The sequence below is a fragment of the Acidovorax sp. DMC1 genome (assembly GCF_056314325.1).
Genome location: NZ_JBQUYO010000005.1, coordinates 218,189 through 239,642 on the forward strand (window position 1 = coordinate 218,189; position 21,454 = coordinate 239,642).

Sequence of the window (21,454 nt, forward strand, 5' to 3'; positions counted from 1 at the left end):
CGGGCGACTGTCCCGCCAGGGCTGCTCAGTCCGCCAACGCCTGGTCGATGACCAGGTAGCGTTTGACCAGGTCAAAAAAGCTGTCGTAGAAGGTGTCTTTGGCAATGGTCTCGCTGCCCACCTTGACCAGCGATTCGCTGCTGGACGAAAACGGCAGCGACACCGACCCGATGGCGCCCACGCCCACGCTGGCCGAGTTGTTGGTCTTGCGCAATGCGTAGGTGTCCTGCGTGGCGGTGACAAAGCCCAGGCTGACCTTACCGTCGTTGGCCTCGGGCACACACACCACGCGCACCACCATCTGCAGGTGCGACTCGGGCTCGGGCTGGAAGCTCTTCTTGCCCTCGACCAGATCGGCCGAACTGGACGAGATGACGTAGCCCTGGCTGAGCAGCGCGCGGCGCGAGGCCTCGCAGGTCTGGGCCGGGGTGGCATCAAACAGGCGCGAATAGGTGGCAACCGAGCCAAAGTTCTCCTGCACGCCAAACGTCTTGACACCCGTGCTGGTGCAGCCTGCCATGACCAAGGTCGCGCCACAGGCCAGGGTCACGGCGGCGGCGCGCACAAGCGCGGGTGGGGAGGCATGGAATTCTGTGGACCAGGGGAAACGCAAAACCGGGACTCCTTGGGTGGTGGGTGGCTAGTGTGCTGTCCCGCAAATAACTGCACATGAAATCGCGTCCTCACCCCCAGGGCTGCGTTGCAAATCCTCGCGATAGCTACGGCTATCACTGCGGTTTGCGCCTCGCCCTGGGCGCGATGCCATCGATTTCATTTCGTGCAGCTATTTGCGGGACAGCACACTAGTGCCGACGATAACAAGCTCAAACCAAACGCGAAACGAACGCGCTGGGCAATGCACCCCATTGTCACAGCGCCTGGGGTGTCTGACGGCAGTAACTGCTCCCGGTTCCCCATATTCTTCGTGCTGTGTACACATCGGTGTGGTAACACCTTGAAGCAAAAAAAACCGGTGCTGCGCGAAGTGCCAGGAAGGACTTCGGAGCATCGAATAGGCGCGTCGCGCCAGCGCCCGCTGTCTGCCTGCAACCACATTCCGGCCGACCGTAAACGCTATACTATTCATAGCTATCAAGGCACGCTGCCGTAGCGCATCCGGCCACAATCAGCCCGCTGCAGCCCCCACACCGCCGCCGGCGCCCACCCACCCACATTCAAGCCCCCAGTGCCCCTCGCCGCCTCCCTGCTTTGCCTGGTCGTCGCCATCAGCGACGGCGACACCCTCACCGCCCGCTGCGGCGCCCCCGGTGCCTACCAGCAGGTCAAGGTGCGCATCGCCGCCATCGACGCGCCCGAATCCCGTCAGGCGTTTGGGCAGAAGTCGCGACAGCACCTGGCACAACTGTGCTTTCGGCAACGGGCCACGCTGCAACCGGTGGACGAAGACAGCTATGGCCGCATGGTGGCGCAGGTGCGCTGCGGCGGGACGGACGTAGCAACGGCCCAGGTGCGCGCGGGCATGGCCTGGGTCTACACGCCGTACGCCAGCGGCTATCCCCACCTGGCGCCCCTGCAGCGTTCTGCGCAGGCGCAGCACGCGGGCCTGTGGTCCCAAAAGCGCCCGTTGGCGCCGTGGGACTACCGGCACCGGCATCGTCGTTGACGCCATCGCATACCCCACCATCGGCGCACCCGCTGCGAGGCTTTACCAGCGCTTGACTGCAGCCCGACGCGACAACCGCTAGCATCTGGCCTCCCGTCGTTTGGGCGCATCGCCGCACTGGGCGAATGCCCCCCCGCTGCCCCCCCCATGCCCCCCCCCATGCCCACGCCCGAGCCCATCACCCCGAGCGCCGCTGTTGCCGCGCCCGCCGAACCTGCCAACGTCTACCGCCATGCCGGTTTTGTTTCCTTCCTGATCGCCCGCGTGGTAGCCGTGGTCGCCACCCAGGTGCAGGCTGTCGTGGTGGCCTGGCAGGTGTACGACCTGACCCGGCAGCCGCTGGCGCTGGCCTATGTGGGCCTGGCGCAGTTTCTGCCCATGCTGGCCCTGCTGCTGCCAGCGGGCGACCTGATCGACCGCTTTGACCGCAAGCGCATCCTGGCGCTGGCCTGGTCGGTGGGCGGCGTGTGCAGCGCCTTGTTGTGGTGGCTGTCGGGCCATGGCAGCAGCGGCGTGGCGGGTATTTATGCCGTGCTGGTGCTGTATGGCTGCGCCCGCGCGTTCTCGGGCCCGGCCATGCAGAGCCTGTTGCCACAGATCGTGCCGCGCGCGCAACTGGCCCAGGCCATTGCTGCCAACAGCATGCTGATGCGCGTGGCCAGCATTGGCGGGCCGCTGCTGGGCGGGCTGCTGTACGCGCTGGGCGGCGGCGAGCTGACCTATGCCATCTGCTGCGCCTGCTTTGTGCTGGGCGTGGCGCTGCTGCTGCGCGTGGTGGTGGCCCATGCCACGGCGCCCGGCCCTGCACAGGGCACGATGCTGGAGCGCTTTGGCGCGGGCATCACCTTCATCCGCACACGGCCCATCATTCTGGGCACCATCTCGCTGGACCTGTTTGCCGTGCTGCTGGGCGGCGTGGTGGCGCTGCTGCCCATCTACGCACAAGAGGTGCTGCATGTGGGCCCGGCAGGCCTGGGCGCGCTGCGCAGTGCCATGGCGGTCGGCGAGGTCAGCGCCGGGCTGTACCTGAGCATGCGGCCCTTCAACCGCCATGTGGGCCGCACCATGTTCATCGCCGTGGCGGTATTTGGCGTGGCCAACCTGGTGTTTGCGCTGTCCACGCTGTTCTGGCTGTCGTTTGCGGCGCTGCTGGTGGCTGGCGCCGCCGACATGGTCAGCGTGTACATCCGCGGCGCGCTGGTGCAGTTCTCCACGCCCGACTCCATGCGTGGCCGGGTGAACGCGGTGAACATGCTGTTCATCGGCTCGTCCAACGAACTGGGCGAATTCCGCGCAGGCACGAGCGCCGCATGGCTGGGCGTGGTGCCTGCCGCCATCGTGGGCGGACTGTGCACCCTGGGGGTGGTGGGTGGCTGGATGCTGGCGTTCCAGACCCTGCGCCAGGTGGACCGTTTTGAAGAGGCCGCGCAGGCCACGGGCGCTGCACCTTCGCCGTAACGCGCCTCCTGCGGGGCGATTCACGAAACCCCTCGATACATCCTCGCTGGCGTTTGTATCGCGCAGGTAAAACCCGCTGCGCCGCCTTGCACCCGGTGGATCGCAGCGGCACCATGGGGGTCCCCATTGGTTGGCAGCCAGCGAGGCACCATGACCCCCCACTCCCCTCCGCCCCTCCACCGCCGCACGCTGCTGCTGGGCATGGCGGCTTTTGCAGCCTTTGGCGCCGCGCCCTTGGCCCAGGCTGCGCCCCCTGCATCGCCCAACGCCGTCAGCACTGGCGGCGGGGCGTCCGCCGACGAACCCACGCAGGTCCACCTGCTCGACCGCGTGACCTGGGGCTGCACCGGCCAGGGCGCGCAAGCGCTGGGTGGCTTGGGCATCAGCGCCTACCTGGCAAGTCAGCTGCGCCCCGGTGGCAACGCACCGTTGCCGCGCGAGGCCCAAGCGCAGATCGACGCCATGGCCATATCGCGCACCCCCATCGAGGCGCTGGCGGCCGACATGGAATCCCGCCACCGCGCCGCCAAAGCCCTGCCTACCGAAGACGAGCGCAAGGCTGCGCTCAAAACCTGGCAGCAGGACATGCGCGCCCTGCAACATGAGGCCGCCGCCCGGTTTGTGCTGCGCGCGCTGTATTCGCCCACCCAGCTGCGCGAGAAGATGACTTGGTTCTGGATGAACCACTTCAACGTGTTTGCCGGCAAGGGCAACCTGCGCGCCTTGGTGGGTGACTACGAGGAACGTGCGATTCGCCCCCATGCACTGGGCCGCTTTCGCGACCTGCTGGGCGCCACCGCGCGCCACCCGGCCATGCTGCGCTACCTGGACAACGCACAAAACGCCGCAGGCCGCATCAACGAGAACTACGCGCGCGAGCTGATGGAGCTGCACACGCTGGGCGTGGACGGCGGCTACAGCCAGCAGGACGTGCAGGAGCTGGCCCGCGTGCTGACCGGCGTGGGCGTGTCGCAGCGGCCGCAGGGCGACGAGCCACCGCGCATGAAGCCCGCGCTGCGCCGCCACTACCTGCGCGACGGCCTGTTCGAGTTCAACCCCCAGCGGCATGACTGGGAGCCCAAGACGTTGCTCGGCCAGCCGCTGCGCGCCGAAGGCCTGGCCGAAGTGGACGAAGCGCTGGTCCGCCTGGCCCGCGCGCCTGCCACCGCGCGCTTCATCACGCGCAAGATCGCGCTTTTTTTGGTGGGAGACAACCCGCCCCCCGCGCTGCTGCAGACCCTGGCCCGCAGCTTTGAGCGCACCGACGGCGACATCGCAGCGGTGCTGGAAACGCTGTTCAACACGCCAGAATTCCGCGCATCTCTCGGCCAGCGGTTTCGGGACCCGGTGCACTATGCGCTGGCGGGCCTGCGCCTGGCCCATGGCGACGCTGTGCTGCCCAGCACCGACCCGGCACTGGCGTGGCTGCAACGGCTGGCCGAGCCTTTGTATGGCCGCGTCACGCCCGATGGCTACCCGCTGGACTCCGCGTCGTGGTCGGGCTCGGGGCAGATGAGCACGCGCTTTGAGATGGCGCGGGCCCTGGGTGCAGGCGCTCTGGCAACCCCGCCAGCAAGCGATGACGCAGCCCCCCGAGCCGCGCCGCGCATGCCGCCCACCCTGGCGCAGACGGCTTACGTGCGCGCCATGGAGCCCACCTGGTCCCCTGCCACAAGCAACGCACTGGCGCAGGCCACCTCACCGCGCGAATGGAACCTGCTGTTCCTCGCATCCCCCGAGTTCATGCACGGATGAAAGAAAACTTCATGCTGCACAGACGACATCTTCTCCAGGCCCTGGGCGCCAGCGCACTCGGTGCGGGCCTGGGCGTGCACAGCGCCAGCGTGCTCGCCGCACCCCGCGCGCAGGACACGCACTTTCTGCTCGTGTTCTTGCGCGGTGGCTACGACTGCGCCAGCCTGCTCGTGCCTACGGCCAGCAGCTACTACTACGAGACGCGGCCCACCATCGCCATCGCCCGGCCGGGGCAGGAGGGCGGCGCCCTGCCGCTCACAGCCGACTGGGGCCTGAACCCGGCACTGGCGGAATCGATGCTGCCGCTGTACCAGCAGCGTCAGCTCGCGTTTGTGCCGTTTGCGGGCACGGACGACCTCTCGCGCAGCCACTTCGACACGCAGGACAGCATCGAGCTGGGCCAGCCCCTGGGCGGGCGGCGTGACTACCGATCGGGCTTTCTGAACCGGCTGGTGACCGAGCTGAACCCGCGCGGCGATAGCACTGCAGCGGCGCTGCAACCCATGGCATTTACCAGCACCCTGCCCCTGGTGCTGCGCGGGGCGGTGGATGTACCTAACACCGCGCTGAGCGCAGGCGCCGGGCGGGGCGGTGTGGATGCGCGGCAGGCCGAACTCATCGCCTCCATGTACCGGGGCACAGCGCTGGCCACGCCGGTGAACGAAGGTTTTGCCACCCGCGACGAAGTGGCCCGCACCATGCAGGGCGAGATGGAGGCCGCCAGCCGCAATGCGCTGAGCACCAAGGGCTTTGAGGGCACGGCCCGGCGCATGGCGCGGCTGATGCAGTCGCGCTACCAGATCGGCTTTGTGGACGTGGGCGGCTGGGACACGCATGTGGGCCAGGGTGCCGCCACCGGCGCGCTGGCCAACCGCCTGGAGGAACTGGGCCGGGGCCTCGCAGGCTTTGCCGACGAGATGGGCCCCGCGTGGAAGTCCACCGTGGTGGTGGTCATCAGCGAGTTTGGCCGCACCTTCCGCGAGAACGGCAACCGGGGCACAGACCACGGCCACGGCACGGTGTTCTGGGTGCTGGGTGGCGGGGTGAATGGCGGCCGCATCGTGGGCGAGCAGCAGGCGCTGACCGCCACCACGCTGTTCCAGAACCGCGACTACCCCGTGCTCAACGACTACCGCAGTGTGCTGGGCGGGTTGTTCGCGCGGATGTACGGGCTGAACGCGGCGGCCCTGGGGCGGGTGTTTCCAGGAACCCAAGGCGCGGACCTGCGACTGGTCTAGCCGCGCTCGCGCTCCACGCCGTTCACTATATTTTGATAGCTTCTGAGGCATGCAGTTGTAGCGCTTCAGGCGACTTTCTCTCCAAATCACCCCAGCACTACGCGTTGAAGGTGCCTGTCAACAGTTCGGGCAGGCGCTCCACCTTCATCTTGAAGCCACAGGCCTGTGCGTGGCCGCCGCCGCCCATGCTTTCGGCCAACGCGATGCAGTCAAAGTTGCGCTGCGAGCGCAGCCCCACCTTCACGCCCTTTTCGCCCGCGCTCCACATCAGCGCAAAGGTGCCGGTCTTGGCCGAGAGGATGTCGCCCACCAGGCTGTGGAACATGCCCGGGGCATTGACCATCAGGCCCGTGATGCCGTTGAATACCAGCGGCTGCGCGCCTTCGGCAATGTCGGCGCAGAGCTTGCGGTACTTCTGGTCCATGGCCTCGCCGCGCACCATGAACTGCTGGAGCTGCTCGGGCGTGAAGTCTGCAATCTCCCGCCAGCGCGCAAAGCCTTGCTCCTCCATGTCCAGGGCCGACAGGAAGGCCGCGCTCTCGGCAAACTCCCACTTCCAGATGTCGCGGTCTTCCACGTATTGCAGCAGCGCGGGGATGGGTGCATGGGGGTGAAAGAACTCCCACGCCAGCCGCGCGCCCGACTTGTTCATGTCAAAGTGCACCACGCCGCAGCGGCAGGCAAAGCCGGTGAGCTTTTCGGCGGCGCTCTTGTGGTGGTCCAGCATGACCAGCTTGGCGGCGCGCTCGTCGATGGCCGCCATCACCTCGTTGGCAAACGAGAAGTCGAGGATGTACACCGCGCGGCCTTGCAGGGGCGGCAGGTCGTCCACGGTCTTGACATCGCCGTGGTCCAGCCCCACGTATTCAGCCTGGTCGCCGTAGTACAGCCATGCGGCCAGCGCCGCGCCAAAGCCATCGGGGCAATTGCGCCCGTGGTAGAGGATCAGCGGCGCGGGGTCGTTCTTGTCGGGGGCAACCAGCAGTTGCAGGGGGAGTATGGTTTTCTTCGTCATGGCCCCCGATTGTCGCCGGGGCATGGCAAGGCACCGAGCGCAATCTGCGCAGCCAGGGAGTCCTCCTCCCGTTAACGCAGCGGAACCAACGCCGCCCCCGACGCATCCATCCTATTTACGCAGCCTCGCAAGCCAACGATGTTCCAAGCCCTCAAAGACCTTCTGGAAAGCATTGCTCCCCTGCACCCCACGCCATCGCCCGCCGAGCGTGCACGGGCACTGCAACTGGCAGCCGCCGTGTTGCTGGTGGAGGTGGTGCGCACCAAGGCGACCCTGGGCGAAGCGGAGCGCAGCGTGATGGAGAGCGCACTGCGCCAGCAGTTTGCGCTGTCGGACGAGGAACTGCAGGCACTGCTGGACCAGGCCACCACCACCTCCCGAACGGCCTACGACTACCAGCACTTCACCAGCCAGTTGAACGAACACTTCACGCAGGCCGAGAAGATCCGGCTGGTCGAAGCCATGTGGCAGGTGGCCTATGCGGACGCACGGCCGGATGAGAACGAGATGCACACCATCAGCAAGGTGGCGGGCCTGCTGCATGTGACGCACGGCGAGTACATCGGCGCCAAGATGCGTGCGAAGGAAACAAGCCCCCATTGATTCGCTTCGCGGTTTTCCTCCAAGGGATACGCCGCTGGTGCGGCAGAGGCCTTACACGGCGGCCGCTAGTCCGGGCTGCGCGGGCTGTACCGATGTGCCCACACTTCGCCTTCACACCGGCAACCAGCGCCACCAGAACGGCTTGCGCTCCTCCTTCGCACCCTGCGCCTGCAGCATGCCAATGAACTCGGTGCGCCGATAACGGCGCGCAGCCTCCAGCGGGGTCATGTCGTCAAAGTCGGACCGCAGCATCGGGTCCGCCCCATGGGCCAACAGGTAATGCGCAATGGCATCGTGGCCGTGGATGAGGCTGGCCACAAGCGGTGTGCAAAGGATCTCGGGATGCTGGTAGTTGGGGTTCACGCCCGCGCTGATGTGGTGGCGCACCAGCGCCAGGTCGCCGGCCACGGCGGCGGCGTACATGTCTTTCCAGTCTCCTGCGGACATAGACGGGCATCCTTTGTAAGCGTTGAACGGGACCAGTGTAGGCAGCGGCGCGTACGGCACAATCCGCGCCTTCCCCTAGGGATCCTCTGCACGAATCAGCGCGCCGTGCGCATCAGCGGCCTCGGGCGGTCTGCTGCGTTGCAAATACTCGCAATAGCTACGGCTATTGCTGCGTTTTGCGCCTTGCAACCCCTCCCGATCCGCTGCGCTCACTTGCCGCTTGATTCGTGCAGAGGATCCCTAGCCCGCGATGGCACACACACATTCCTCCATGCCCCCTCCCCTGCACATCCTTTGGCGCGACGAGCACCTGGTGGCCGTGTACAAGCCCGCAGGCTGGCTGGTGCACCGCACGGGGCTGGACGCGGGCGAGACGCGGTTTGTGATGCAGACCTTGCGCGACCAGCTGGGCCAGCATGTGTTTCCGGTGCATCGGCTGGACAAGGGCACCTGCGGCGTGCTGGTGATGGCGCTGCACAGCGATGCGGCGCGGGCACTGTCGCAAGCGTTTGAGCAGGGCGCCACGCACAAGCGCTACCTGGCGATGGTGCGTGGCTGGGCGCCTGAGGCCATCGAGGTGGACCATGCGCTCAAGCCCGATGACGCCCCGACCGATGCCGCCGTGCAGGACGCCCACACACGCTTTCGGCGGCTGGCGCAGCTCACGCTGCCCGAGGCCAGCGATGCGCGTTTTGCCACCACGCGCGCGTCGCTGGTCGAGGCACTTCCCACCACCGGGCGGCGCCACCAGATCCGCCGCCACCTCAAGCACGTGGCCCACCCCATCATTGGCGATGCCACGCATGGCAAGGGCCCGCTCAACCGCTGGTGGGCCGAGCGACTGGGCCAGCAGCGGCTGTGGCTACATGCCTGGCAGCTCAGGGTGCCCCACCCCGTAACGGGGGCGGCGATGACTTTTGACAGCGGGCTGCGCTGGCCGGGACCTGCAGGCTGGGGCTGCGGATACCTCCCCGCCGACGATTCCGCTGTGCCGCCCTGCGTTGACTGGCAGCGGCTGTTTGCGCAGCTGCCCTGGCAAGAGACACCCGCCCCGCCCCCGTAACGCGGGCGACACGGCGACGGCACACCCGTCGAAATAATGGGCGCTCCCAAAAAACAGGAGACACCACCCATGACCGCACCCGCCACCAACCGCGTCCTTGCCCACACGGGTGCGCGCTACCCCATCATCCAGGCGCCCATGGGCTGGATTGCGCGCACGCAGCTGGCCTCGGCGGTGTCGCGCGCGGGTGGGCTGGGCATCATCGAAACATCGTCCGGCGAAACCGCCAACTGCCAGGCAGAGATCACCAAGATGAGCGCGCTGGGCCTGCCGTTTGGCGTGAACCTGCCCATCCGCTTTTTGAAGGACGACGCCATGCTGCGCTTTGTGTGCGCGTCGGGCGTGAGGTTTGTGACCACCTCGGCGGGTAGCCCGGCCAAGTTCATTGCGCCGCTGAAGGACGCGGGGATCACCGTGTATCACGCGGTACCCACGGTGGACGCAGCGCTGAAATGTGTGGATGCAGGCATTGACGGCTTGGTGGTCGAAGGCGGTGAAGGCGGCGGCTTCAAGAACCCCGAAGAGGTCTCCACCCTGGTGCTGCTGCAGGCCATTCGCGCGCAGGTGGACGTGCCGCTGGTCGCAGCCGGTGGCATCTGCGACGGGCGCGGCATGGCCGCAGCCTTTGCGCTGGGTGCCGAGGCCGTGCAGATGGGCACGCGTTTTGTGAGCTGCGCCGAAAGCCCCGTGCATGCCAACTACAAGAACGCCATCGTCGATGCGGGCGTCACCGGCACCTGGATGCTCAACACCAAGGCCAGCCCCTGCATCCGCGCGCTCAAGTCGCAGCGCACGCAAGCCATCCACGAGGCGGGCCTGATGCCCGCCGACAGCTTTGCAGGCATCCAGCGCGTGTACTTTGACGGTGACATGGAGGCGGCCCCTGCATTGGCTGGGCAGACCGTGGGATTGATTGACTCCGTCAAGACCGCGCAGCAGATCATTGACGACACCGTGGCGGAGTTTTTTGCCATCAGCCGGCGCATGGGCGCCCTGGCTGCGGCGCGGTCGTTTGGCTAAAAGGGGCGTCCCGGCCCGACAAGTGCTGCGGCGGCAACGCATGGATGCGATGTGCTACCCGACCACCGCACCACGGAAAGCTTGTCAGCTTCTGTAAGGGCAGTAACATGCACTTACACCAGAGCAAATTCTCTGCGTGGTAGCCCGAAAGCACCCCGACCATGTTTTTGCCGACCGATGACAAAGCCCTGCTCAGAACGGTTCTGGTCGTCGACGACACCCGCGAAAACCTGACCGTCATCGGCCAGCTGCTGCGCCCGTACTACCACGTGCGCGTGGCCAACTCGGGACAGCGGGCCTTGCAGGTCGCCCACACCCAGCCGGTGCCCGACATCATCCTGCTCGACGTGATGATGCCGGAGATGGACGGCTACGAGGTGCTGGCCGCCCTGCGTGCCGCGCCGGAGACCCGTGAGATCCCGGTGATCTTCGTGACCGCCCTCGACGCCATCGCGGACGAAGAACGCGGCCTGCAAGCGGGCGCGGTGGACTATGTGGCCAAGCCCATCAAGCCCGCCGTGCTGCTGGCGCGGGTGCGCACCCATCTGGAGCTGAAGGCCGCGCGCGACTGGCTGGCCGACCAGAACAGCTACCTGGACGCCGAGGTGCAGCGGCGCATGGCCGAAAACGAGCTCATCAAGGACTTCAGCCTGCACGCGATGGCCACGCTGGCCGAGAAGCGCGACAACGAAACCGGCAACCACCTGCACCGCACGCAGGCCTACATCGAGGCACTGATGCTGCACCTGCAGGACCACCCGCGCTTTCAGCACCTGCTGGGCAGTCCCCACCAGCGCCAGCAAATCGCCAAGGCCGCGCCCCTGCACGACATCGGCAAGGTGGGCATCCCCGACGCGATCCTGCTCAAGCCGGGGAAGCTCACCCCTGATGAGTTCGAGATCATGAAGACCCATGCCCGCATTGGTGCCGACGCCATCGACGAGGCCATCCGCAGCGTGCTGCAGATGGGGCGCCAGCAGCCGGCCCATCCGGCCAGCGCCCCCAGAAACTCGGCGCTGGAGTTCCTGGAGACCGCACGCCAGATCGCGGCAGGCCACCATGAAAAGTGGGATGGCTCGGGCTACCCCGACGGACTAGAGGGCGACGCCATCCCGTTGCCCGCACGGCTGATGGCCATCGCCGATGTGTTTGATGCGCTGATCTCGCGCCGCCACTACAAACGCGCGTTCACGCTCGACGACGCGGTGGACATCATCCGCAACGGCCGTGGCCAGCATTTCGACCCCGACATCTGTGATGCGTTCGTACAGCTGGTGCCGCAGTTTGCAGCCATCGCCGAGCAGTTTGCAGACCACCCGGTGCCCGCGCTGGAGCCGTGAAGCATGCTTGCCTTGTCCCCGGCCATCGCACTGCGCGGCAGCCCGCCCGTCTGCCGGGCCACGGTGGGTGCTTGTGTGCTGGCCGTTGCGGCGGCGGCAGGGTGGCCTGGGGGATGCAGCGCACAGGACCAGGACTTTCAGGAAACTCTCGTCAGCCCCGCCCTGCTGGCGCAAATGCGCCGGGGCGGTTTTGTGCTGTACCTGCGCCATGGCGCCACCGACAGCAGCCGGGTGGACCAGGCCCCGCAGGTGGACCTGAACGACTGCAATACCCAGCGGGTCCTCAGTGATGCCGGGCGGCAGCAGGCGCGCGAACTGGGTGTGACGCTGCAGCGTGCCCGCATTCCAGTGGGCGAGGTCATCCACAGCCCGCTGTGCAGGGCGCGCGAAAGCGCACAGCTCACCTTTGCCACGCAGCCCCAGTTGCTGCGCGCAGAGCCCCTTCTGGCCTACACCGCCAACCTGACGAGCGAGCAGAAAAAGCCGGTGATCGCCGCCACGCGGGCCCTGGTATCCACCCCGGTTCCTGCCGGCACCAACCGCGTCATCGTGGCCCACGCGCCCAACATGGCGGACCTGATGGGTTATTTCGTCAAGCCCGAGGGAACGATGATGGTGCTGCGTCCGCTGGGGCAGTCGCGGTTTGAATACCTGGGCAGCATTCCGCCGTCTCACTGGGCCGCCCTGCTGCCCGCCTCCTCCAAGCGCTGACCCATCTCGCGCCACCCCTCGCCCATGCTCCTCCTGCTCAAACGCCAACGGTTTTTTCTGCGTTTCTTTCTGCCAGTGGTGCTGGCCGTTCTGGTGGGCATGGGGTTTGACTACGCAGTGCAGCAGCACACCCAAACCGTGCAGCGCAAAGCACTGCAAAGCCAGGAGGAAGACATCCAGGTGGCCGCCAAGGCGGAGGCCATCAGCCGAAAACTGCTGGAGATCAAGCTGCGACTGACACAGACCCTGACTGTCTCCAAATACCGCGAGGTGGACGAAGCCAAGGCCTACCAGCTCCACGGGCTCATCGTGGACGAAATGGCCGCGCTCGAAAAGGACCTGACGGGGCTGACCACAGCCCACGACTTCTCGCATGTCAGCACCCACTACCCCGCTGCGCTCAGAGCCTTTCAAGAGTTTCGCCAGTTTGCGCTGATGAGTTCGGACCAGATGGCCATCGACCAGTCAGCGGCAGGCGAGCACCTGATCAGCGCCACGGCGTACTACGGTGTGTTCGCACTGCGCATGGGCGACATTGCCAAAACCTTCATGGACCACGCCATAGAGAACGCTGCCAGCACGCGCAACCAGCTGCAGGATTTCGATCGCCGCATGCGCCTCTACAGCACGCTGGCCGCGCTGGTGTTTCTGGCCCTGTGGTTTGTGCTGTCGCGGTCCACATCCCGCCAGCTGGACCGGCTCAACACCATCCTGCAAAAGCTGTCGCGCGGCGAAAGCGGCTTGAGCGACTACAAGACCTTTTCCCGCATCAAGGCCATGGCCGCACGCGAAGGCACGCTCATTGGGGACATGGCCAATGCGGTGCTGGCCTTTCAGAAAACACAGGACGAACGCCGTCTGGCCCTGGCAGAGCTGCACGACCGGGAGGAACTGCACGCCAACATCATCAGCCAGGCGCCCATCGGCATCGTGGTGCTGGACATGCAGACCCTGCAGTTCGTGAGCTTCAACGATGCCACCTACGAATCGCTGGGCTACACGCGCGAAGAGTTTTCGTTGATGAACCTCTACGACCTGCAACTGGACCCGGACAGAAGCAAGGTCGATGAAAAGCTCCAGCGCATTCAGGCCCAGGGCGGCCTGGACTTCGAGACCCAGCGGCGTGACAAGGCCGGCAGCGTCCGCGACTTCTGGGTTTCGATGCGCCCCCTTCACCTGCATGACCGCGACTGTATGACCGGCATCTGGGTGGACATCACCAGCCGCAAGCAGTCCGAGCGGGAACTGGCCCGCTACCGCGACGAGCTGGAACAACTGGTGGCCGAGCGCACGCTCGATCTCGAAAAGACCAGCCAAGCCCTCGCACAGCAGACGCTGGAACTGCAGCACACCAATGCCCAGCTGCGCAGCGCCAAGGCCATGGCCGACGAGGCCAACCAGGCCAAGAGCGCCTTCCTGGCCAACATGAGCCACGAGATCCGCACGCCCATGAACGCGATCATCGGGCTGACCCACCTGATCCGCCGCGACACCACCAACCCGCACCAGCGCCAGCAACTCGACAAGGTGTCGGGCGCTGCCATGCACCTGCTGGCCGTCATCAACGACATCCTGGATTTCTCCAAGATCGAGGCGGGCAAGATGGCCCTGGACCCGACCGATTTCGAGCTGGAGAAGGTGGTGAGCAACGTGTTCACCATTACCGGCGACAAGGCCGAGGCCAAGGGCCTGGAGGTGATGGCCGAACTTGCAGGTGTGCCCCCCATCCTGCATGGGGACGGCATGCGGCTGGGTCAGATCCTGACCAACTTCATGGGTAACGCAGTCAAGTTCACCGAACGCGGCAGCGTGTCTTTGCACGCGTTTGTCACCCACCGCGAAGCCAACCAGGTGCGCCTGCGCTTTGAGGTGCGCGACACCGGCATCGGGCTGAGCCCCGAGCAACAGGGCAAGCTGTTCCTGGCGTTTCAGCAGGCCGATGTTTCCACCACTCGCACCCACGGCGGTACCGGCCTGGGGCTGGCCATCTCGCGCCGCCTGGCCGACCTGATGGACGGGCAAGTGGGTGTGCGCAGCGAGCCCGGTAAGGGCAGCACCTTCTGGTTTGAGGCGCCCTTTGGCATCAGCTCCCAGGCTGCCGCACCGCAGCATGTGCAGGCCCTGCCCCCCAGCACCCGCGTCCTGGTGGTGGACGACATGGAAGAAGCCCGTGAGCTGCTGGCCGACATGCTCACCCACCTGGGAGCGCGGGCCGACGCGGTGTCGTCCGGCGCGCAGGCCGTGCAAGCGGTGGCACAGGCTGACGAACTCTGCGACCCCTACGAGCTGGTGCTCACCGACTGGCTGATGCCGGGCCTGAATGGCACCCAGACCTGGCAACAGATCTGCGCCTTGCCGCTCCAACACCGCCCCGCCTGCATTCTGGTCAGCGGCAGCCTGAGCTGCCCTGCCGACGAGGTGGATGTCGGTCCGTTTGCGGCCTTCCTGCCCAAACCCGTACTGCCCACCGCACTCGAAGACGTGCTGGTGCGCGTGTGGAACCATGCGCAACTGCCAGAGGCCGCTGCACCCGCGTTGGCCGCCGATGCGCCCGTCCGTTTCACCCCGGGGCTGCAATTGCTGCTGGCCGAAGACAACACGCTGAACCAGGAGGTGGCGGGTGAGCTGTTGCGCCAACTGGGCTTTGCCGTGGATATGGCGGGCGACGGGGCGATTGCGGTGGAGCGCGCGCGCGAACGTCACTACGACCTGATCCTGATGGACATCCAGATGCCCCACCTGGACGGCCTGCAGGCCACGCGCCAGATCCGCGCGCTGCCAGGCTATGCGCAGACGCCTATCGTGGCCATGACGGCCAACGCCTTCGCCGAAGACCGCGCCGCCGCGCTGGCCGCTGGCATGAACGACCACCTGCCCAAGCCTGTGGACCCGGCACAACTGGCGCGCGTGCTGGCGCGCCTGCTGCCCCATGCCGTGGACGCCACGGGCGCAACCCCAACGCCCAGCGTTGCAACATCGACCCCCACGCTGCAGAACGAAGCACAGATGCGGGCCCAACTCCAGGGCGTGGCAGGCTTTCAGCTGGAGCAGGGACTGCGGTCGCTGGGCAACAACTTTGCGGCGCTGGTGCGTCTGCTGCAACGCATGGTGGTGGAACACCCCCACGACGCGCAAAAGGCGTTGCAGGCCTGGCAAAGCGGTGACCTGGCTGAAACGCAGCGCATCCTGCACACGCTCAAGGGCCTGGCGGGCACTGCCGGCCTTACCGGCTTGCAGGTGGCCGCGCAGCAAGCCGAGGCCAGGGTGCAAGCCACACCGCAAGGGGGGGTGGATGCCGACACCCAACACGCGCTGCAAGACCTGGATGCACGACTGCAACAACTGGTGCAGTCCCTGCACTTTGTATTGGATGCTGCCGCAGAGACGACCAGCGCGGCCCCTGCAGCCGATGCCGACCATCTGCGAGCAGGCTTGCGGGCACTGCGGCCCTTGCTGGCCAGCGACGACCTCGATGCCAGCGCAGCCTACGCCGGGCTGCACCCCGCCATGCTGCAGCATTACCCGGACCGCGCCCAGGCGCTGGCCCAGGCCATCGATGGTTTCGACTTTGTGCAGGCGCTGGCACTGCTCGACGCCATCCTCGCCACAGCGGACGGCGGAGGCAGCAGCGATACCGCCCCGGCCAACACGCCCGCGCCCACCCCATCATTAGGGTAAGCGCGGCTGACAAAACTCAGCGAAGCGGCGCGGCGTGCCTGCGCTACACTTTTTGGCCTTGCCGCACATGCCCCGCCATGGTCTGGCCTCTCCAAGCGCCAGTCCTGCGGAGCCCACCTTCTCATGCCTTTGCCCAGCCCGCCATTGCCGCGCTTTTTCCCGCGCCTTTTCTTCTCTGCGCAGGCTCCTGCCCCCCATGACCGCCAGCGAGGCCTCGCTGGCGCGCACGCAGCCACAGGGCCACACAATGTCTGAGGCGCGGCCGAGCACTTCTGCAGGCTTGGCGATGCCCGCGGGCAATCTGCGCGGCATCCTCGCCATGGTGGCGGCCGTGGGCTTCTTCTCGCTGATGGATGCGCTGCTCAAAACGCTGACCGCGCACTACCCCGCCATGCAGGTTGCGGCGCTGCGGGGCTGGGCTGCGCTGCCGCTGGTGGCGCTGTACGCGCTGTGGCGTGGCGAAGTGCCCCGGCTGCTGAAGGTGCGTTGGCCACTGCACCTGCTGCGCGGCGGGCTCAACGTGGCCATGCTGGCGCTGTTTGCGTTTGCCATCCGTGAACTGGCGCTGGCCGAGGCCTATACGCTGTTCTTCATTGCTCCGCTGCTCATCACCGCGCTGTCCACCGTGGTGCTGCGCGAAAAGGTGCGTCCCGCTCACTGGGTGGCCATTGTGCTGGGCATGGTGGGGGTGCTGGTGGCGCTGCGGCCCAACCAGGAGGCGTTCTTTACCCTGGGCGCACTGGCGGTGCTGGCAGCAGCCACCTGCTATGCGGTATCGGCCATCACGGGGCGCATGCTCACCCGTACCGATTCCAGCGCCAGCCTGGTGTTCTGGACCACTACGCTGCTGGCGCTGGGCGCCGGCGCGCTGGCGTGGCCCCAGTGGGTGGGCGTGGCGCAGGCCCACTGGCCGCTGGTGGCAGGGCTGGCGGTGACCGGGTTTGCGGGCCAGCTGGCGATCACCGAGGCGTTTCGCCACGGGCAGGCCTCGGTGGTAGCCCCTTTCGAGTACACGGCCCTGGCCTGGGGCATGGGGCTGGACTGGGTGCTGTGGCAGACGGTGCCTGGCTACAGCACGCTGCTGGGCGGCGCCATCATCATCGGCAGCGGCCTGTACCTCGTGCGCCAGGAGCGCACACAGGCGGTGGTTCCGCCCTGAACAACGTCAGGCGGTTGCAGCCAGACCGTCGGACGACGCGCCCGCAGGTCTGGCGCCGTACCAGCCGGGTCAGATCGGCCGTGTGAGGTAAACCGCCTCGCGGCCCACGATGGGTTCGCGGGTGGGCATGAGGATGGTGCAGTCGTCGCACAGCGCGCGGATCTCGTGCGGGCCGTCGGTGGCGATGAGGTCCCCTTTGGCAAACACTTCGAACCCTTGCACCGGCCGCGTGAAGCGGAAGTCGGTAGTGCGCACCATGCACGTCTCCAGCAGTTCATAGCGGCGCTGCTCGGCGGGTGCGGGCCGGTCGGCCACCGGCGCGATAAGGCCGAAGTGCGCCAGGAAGTCCAGCGCCACGGCCGTGGCCAAGTCAGCCGCCGACTGGCGGAAGTGCTGGCCGCATTCCACCACCACCGCCACACCGCCCCCTTCGGCCTGCCCGTGACGGCCGTGCTGGATGAGCGGCGTGCCCGAGCCCAGGCCGCTGGGCATCACCAGGTGCACCGGCGGGCGGCCGATGGCCAGCGCCGCCTCCGCGTTGCGCGGGTAGGCCGGGTACACCCAGAAAGGTTGCACGTCCTGGCTGGTGGAGTGGATGTCGAGGATGTGATCAGCCGCAGCCACCACCGGGCGCAGGACGCGGGCGCGCTGCAGCTCGGGGCTGTCCGCCGTGCCATCCAACTCGGCCGCCGACCAGATGCGGTTGAGGTTGTGCACCAGCTGTCGGCTCTCGAACGGACGGCTCTCGTCAAACGACTCATAGGCGGCCACATTCGCAAAGCTGATGGTCAGCGTGCCGATGAGGGGACGCACGCCCGTGTCCAGCAGGTGCGTGGCGGCCACCATGCCGCAGATTTCGTTGCCGTGCGTGAGGGCGTTGATGAGCACATGCGGGCCAGGCTTGCCCGACTCGAAGCGGTGCACATAGTCAATGCCCACATTGCCCTGGCGGTAGGCCGAGAGGTCGCGGGGGAGGACTTCAAAAACGGGGGGGTTCTGCGTCATGGCGGTGAATTAATAAGATGACACATCATTGTCGGCGCAAAGCCGGATCGTTGCAGGGTGCGGTGTACGATGCCCGCCGGTTGAGCCCCTCACGTGCCCTTCTCCGGCCCCTTCCGCGCCCCGCCCCATGACCACTGTCCGACTTTGCCCGCTGGCCGACGTGGCCCACCGCCTTCCTGCCGACTGCTGGATCGCCCAGCGCCTGGCGGAAGAACCCGACGCTCTGGCGGACGAAGCCACCTTGTGGATCACGGGCGCTGTGCACTGGCCTGCGCTGCACCTCGACGCCCCCCTGGCCCCAGGTAGCCCGCTGCGCCAGTGGCTGCATGACGTTCCAGACGGCCCTGGTGATGCCTCGGTGCCCCGTGCACCGTTTTTGATCCTGGTGGACGGAGACCTGCGCATCGACGGCGCTTTGATCAGCGCGGACACCGACGGCACCACCCACCTCATCGTCACCGGCAACGCGCATCTGCACAACGCCGTTGTGGGCGGGCAGCTGGTGTACGTGCAGGGCGCGCTGCAGGTGAACGAGCTGCTGTGGGGCCACTACAACCATGGCGAGCTGCGTGTGCGCGGGGGGCTGCAGGCCCGGGTGGCGCTGTTCACCGACGGGTACCACGTGGACATCGCAGGCCCCGAACAGGTGGAGTTTTTGCTGGACGAAGTGCGCGGTGTGCCCAACCGTGCAGAGTTCTCGGCAGAGATCGTGGGCGCCGTGTTCGCCCCCGAGTTCCACGAGGGCGTGGATGCTGGCGAAGACGGCCTGGCCGCCATGATCAACCGCCGCCAGGTGCTTGCCGCTGTGCGGGCAGGCCACAGCGCGGTGCGCAGTAGCGCCGACATCCACGCCGACCAGCCCGTGGCCCACGACCTGTGCGCCAGCGATGCCATCAGCATCGACAACATCCTGGCCGTGGTGCGCACGCCGGTGATTGCGCACAAGGAGCACAAGGCCTACGGCTGGTTTCAGCAGACCGATTTTTCGCTCTGCCAGCGGCATGTGGACGACGAGGGCGACGCGCGCGACGACAACGTGTTCATCACCGTCTGGAAGACCTGGGACTTCTACCTGTCGGTGGAGCAGGTGCCCGCGCCCCGCAACTGGCTGGAGCGCGTGGCCACCAAGCTGTGGCGCCACGCGGCCCCCACGGTCGCCCAGCGCACGCTGCTGTACCGCCGCTACACGCAGGGCGAGCCTGGCGACTGGCAGGTGCTGGCGCCCCCCACCGAGCCCGGCCACGCCCCCGACGCCTGGCAGGCCTGCGAACACGCGTGGCGCGGGGTGCTGGACTATGTGTGCAAGGCCGTGGGCCAGCACCGCGCGCGGTACCCCCTCTACCAGCGCCTGCAAGCCACGATGACGGCTGAGCACATCGAGGCCTTCACCAGCCTGCCCGTGTTCACCGAGCAGTACAACGACTGGTGGGACAGCGACCGCAACGGCTACTGGGAGGGCGAGGTCTGGGTGGGCGCGCGCCAGCCCTGCATGCACGATGGCGAACCCTGGGGCCGCGCGCTCAAGTACAGCTGGCGCAATGGAGACGATGCACCGGGCGACGACGAAGACAACGCCCACAGTGCCTACCAGATCGATGTGGACGAGGCGCGCGGAGGGCCTGCCGCGGTCGAGTTCAGCTACACCCAGCGCCAGAGCGACAGCCGCGCCCCCCTGCCCCGCTGCGCCGCCGACCACCTTGCCCGGCTGCTGCGCTTTCACGGCCGGGTGCAGGCCCGTATCCGCGCACGGCACGAAGAGGCGCAGGCCCAGCAGGCCGAGGCCCGCCGCATCGAAGCTGCCGTGCAACTGCTGGCCACCCCACCCTTGCCGCCCGACCTGCCCGATGCGGCAGTGTTTCCCGTCGAATTCATGACCCTGTCGGAGCAGTGGCAGGCCGATGGGCAAGCCTACGTGGCGGCCATCCGCGCGAGCCAGCTAGCCCGCGATGCCAATACTGCTGACCCTGCCGATCCTGCCGACGCCTCCGCAGCCCTTGGTGGAGACGAAGAACAAGCAGAGGACGATGACGCTCTGCCCGAAGACCCGCGCAAGGCCAACGCACCCACCGTGCTGCAACTGGCACGCGTGGTGAGCCGCTGGGCCGACGAAGAGCTTGCCACGCGCTTTCGCCAACGCTTTGCCTTTGCCCCGGACGCGTACGTGAATCGCGCTGCCAAAGCCGGGCAATTCATCGGCCCCGTATGGGTGCTGGAGGATGACCGCGTGATCGCGCGCATCGGCGCGGCCCATGACGACGGCGCTCACTGGGCGGTACTGCAAGGCACCGAGCACGCACTGCTGCCCGGCATCCGTGGCGTGGGCCGCTCGCCCGATCGCCAGTGTTTTGCCCAAAGCGACGGCCGGCACATCACCACCCACCGGGGCTGGAATGGCCCGGTGATTGCGCGGTTCACACTGCCGCGCGGCAACGAAGGCCTGCCGCCGCAGGTGCAGGTGTCGGCCGGCCCGCTGGGTCAGCGCTGCGATGACATCATCCCGTTCAACGATGGCCTGCGCGTGCTACTGCGCAACCCCACGGGGGTCTATTTGCTGACCTGCACAGCGCCAGGCGCTGAGAGCACCATTCAACGCCTGCACCCACAGACTTTTGACGAAGACGGCCCCTACACCTGGCCCAAGAACCAGATGGACGAAGAGGTCGAAGGAGAGACGGTCACGGTGCTGGCGCTGGACATGCTGCACATAGCCCTGTCGCCCGACGAGCGCCATATCGCAGTCGGCGACCAGGACAGCCAACACGTCGTGCTGGATACGCACGGCGCTTTGGTGGTTGAACATGAGCCCCTGTCGTCCTACCCCCACCACGCCGTGTTCTCGCACGACGGCACACGCCTGTTTGCCAATTCGTGCCACCTGTACTGGGGCAGCACGCGCTCGATCCAGATCAGCACTGCATCGCAAGAGGCGGCAGATGCGGATGAGGACACCCCGCCACTGGACGAACATTGCCGCGTGTACGCGTCCGCCACCTTGCCCGGCCTGGTGATCCTGGGCGACGCCGACGGCTACCTCCACGCCTACAGCGACGAAGGGCAAGCCTTGTGGCGCCACCATATCGGCAGCACGATCAGCGCCATCGACGTATCGCCCGATGGCGCAACGCTGTGGGCGGCCAGCTACGGCGGCTACGTGGTGCGGCTGGAGCGCCGCGAGACGGGCATGGACCCGTATTCGATTGGCACGTCACCGTACGTGGAGACGCGGCGGTGGATATTCTGGACGGACGAGGCAGGGCCGGTGCGGTGGTAGCAAGCATCGAGCTGCGCGTAGCCCCGCGCCGAGCGGCGGAAGCCATCACCCTGCGGGCTCGCTCGCT

At 67.0% G+C, this 21,454-nt stretch carries 16 protein-coding genes; 12 read left to right on the forward strand and 4 right to left on the reverse strand.

All coding sequences use genetic code 11. The features are described 5' to 3' along the window. Nucleotides 1-25: 25 nt before the first annotated feature. Nucleotides 26-520: a DUF2242 domain-containing protein gene (locus tag ACT531_RS13055; RefSeq protein ID WP_051022730.1), complete on the reverse strand. Its 495-nt coding sequence runs from the start codon at nt 518-520 to the stop codon at nt 26-28. 666 nt (nt 521-1,186) lie between these two features. Between ACT531_RS13055 and ACT531_RS13060 the strand changes: the two genes are divergently transcribed. From ACT531_RS13060 to ACT531_RS13075, 4 genes are all read left to right on the forward strand, one after another. After that, nucleotides 1,187-1,624: a thermonuclease family protein gene (locus tag ACT531_RS13060; protein ID WP_110961022.1), complete on the forward strand. Its 438-nt coding sequence runs from the start codon at nt 1,187-1,189 to the stop codon at nt 1,622-1,624. Between the two features lie 147 nt (nt 1,625-1,771). Continuing rightward, nucleotides 1,772-3,082 (forward strand): MFS transporter, encoded by a 1,311-nt coding sequence (locus ACT531_RS13065; protein ID WP_476017693.1) that lies wholly within the window; start codon nt 1,772-1,774, stop codon nt 3,080-3,082. A gap of 150 nt (nt 3,083-3,232) precedes the next feature. Continuing rightward, nucleotides 3,233-4,837 carry a DUF1800 domain-containing protein gene (locus tag ACT531_RS13070; RefSeq protein WP_476017694.1) on the forward strand — a complete coding sequence of 535 codons (1,605 nt, stop codon included), beginning with the start codon at nt 3,233-3,235 and terminating at the stop codon, nt 4,835-4,837. Between the two features lie 11 nt (nt 4,838-4,848). Further along, nucleotides 4,849-6,075: a DUF1501 domain-containing protein gene (locus ACT531_RS13075; RefSeq protein ID WP_476017695.1), complete on the forward strand. Its 1,227-nt coding sequence runs from the start codon at nt 4,849-4,851 to the stop codon at nt 6,073-6,075. Nucleotides 6,076-6,172: 97 nt separating this feature from the next. On the opposite strand, the gene ACT531_RS13080 is transcribed toward ACT531_RS13075, so the two are convergent. Next, on the reverse strand, nt 6,173-7,090 hold the full coding sequence (locus tag ACT531_RS13080) for a DHH family phosphoesterase (protein ID WP_476017696.1): 918 nt from the start codon (nt 7,088-7,090) through the stop codon (nt 6,173-6,175). A gap of 138 nt (nt 7,091-7,228) precedes the next feature. On the opposite strand from ACT531_RS13080, the gene ACT531_RS13085 reads away from it, so the two are divergent. Further along, the gene (locus tag ACT531_RS13085; RefSeq protein WP_060986117.1) at nt 7,229-7,693 is read left to right on the forward strand and encodes a tellurite resistance TerB family protein; all 465 of its coding nucleotides are present in this window, start codon (nt 7,229-7,231) and stop codon (nt 7,691-7,693) included. 111 nt (nt 7,694-7,804) lie between these two features. Here the strand turns inward: ACT531_RS13085 and ACT531_RS13090 are convergent, their stop codons facing one another. Beyond that, nucleotides 7,805-8,140: an ankyrin repeat domain-containing protein gene (locus ACT531_RS13090; RefSeq protein WP_015015009.1), complete on the reverse strand. Its 336-nt coding sequence runs from the start codon at nt 8,138-8,140 to the stop codon at nt 7,805-7,807. 271 nt (nt 8,141-8,411) lie between these two features. Between ACT531_RS13090 and ACT531_RS13095 the strand changes: the two genes are divergently transcribed. From ACT531_RS13095 to ACT531_RS13120, 6 genes are all read left to right on the forward strand, one after another. Beyond that, nucleotides 8,412-9,203: a pseudouridine synthase gene (locus ACT531_RS13095; protein WP_110961017.1), complete on the forward strand. Its 792-nt coding sequence runs from the start codon at nt 8,412-8,414 to the stop codon at nt 9,201-9,203. 69 nt (nt 9,204-9,272) lie between these two features. Next, nucleotides 9,273-10,223, forward strand: coding sequence for an NAD(P)H-dependent flavin oxidoreductase (locus tag ACT531_RS13100; RefSeq protein WP_060986119.1), 951 nt, complete (start codon nt 9,273-9,275; stop codon nt 10,221-10,223). 161 nt (nt 10,224-10,384) lie between these two features. Beyond that, nucleotides 10,385-11,563 (forward strand): response regulator, encoded by a 1,179-nt coding sequence (locus ACT531_RS13105; protein ID WP_476017697.1) that lies wholly within the window; start codon nt 10,385-10,387, stop codon nt 11,561-11,563. A gap of 3 nt (nt 11,564-11,566) precedes the next feature. Further along, nucleotides 11,567-12,274, forward strand: coding sequence for a histidine phosphatase family protein (locus tag ACT531_RS13110; protein WP_476017698.1), 708 nt, complete (start codon nt 11,567-11,569; stop codon nt 12,272-12,274). Nucleotides 12,275-12,298: 24 nt separating this feature from the next. Then, nucleotides 12,299-15,952, forward strand: coding sequence for a response regulator (locus tag ACT531_RS13115; RefSeq protein ID WP_476017699.1), 3,654 nt, complete (start codon nt 12,299-12,301; stop codon nt 15,950-15,952). Between the two features lie 286 nt (nt 15,953-16,238). Further along, on the forward strand, nt 16,239-17,111 hold the full coding sequence (locus ACT531_RS13120; protein ID WP_343734466.1) for a DMT family transporter: 873 nt from the start codon (nt 16,239-16,241) through the stop codon (nt 17,109-17,111). 69 nt (nt 17,112-17,180) lie between these two features. Here ACT531_RS13120 and ACT531_RS13125 read toward each other — a convergent pair whose 3' ends face one another. Continuing rightward, nucleotides 17,181-18,116: a M14 family metallopeptidase gene (locus ACT531_RS13125; protein ID WP_209819905.1), complete on the reverse strand. Its 936-nt coding sequence runs from the start codon at nt 18,114-18,116 to the stop codon at nt 17,181-17,183. Nucleotides 18,117-18,243: 127 nt separating this feature from the next. On the opposite strand from ACT531_RS13125, the gene ACT531_RS13130 reads away from it, so the two are divergent. Then, nucleotides 18,244-21,387, forward strand: coding sequence for a WD40 repeat domain-containing protein (locus ACT531_RS13130; protein ID WP_476017700.1), 3,144 nt, complete (start codon nt 18,244-18,246; stop codon nt 21,385-21,387). Nucleotides 21,388-21,454: the final 67 nt, after the last annotated feature.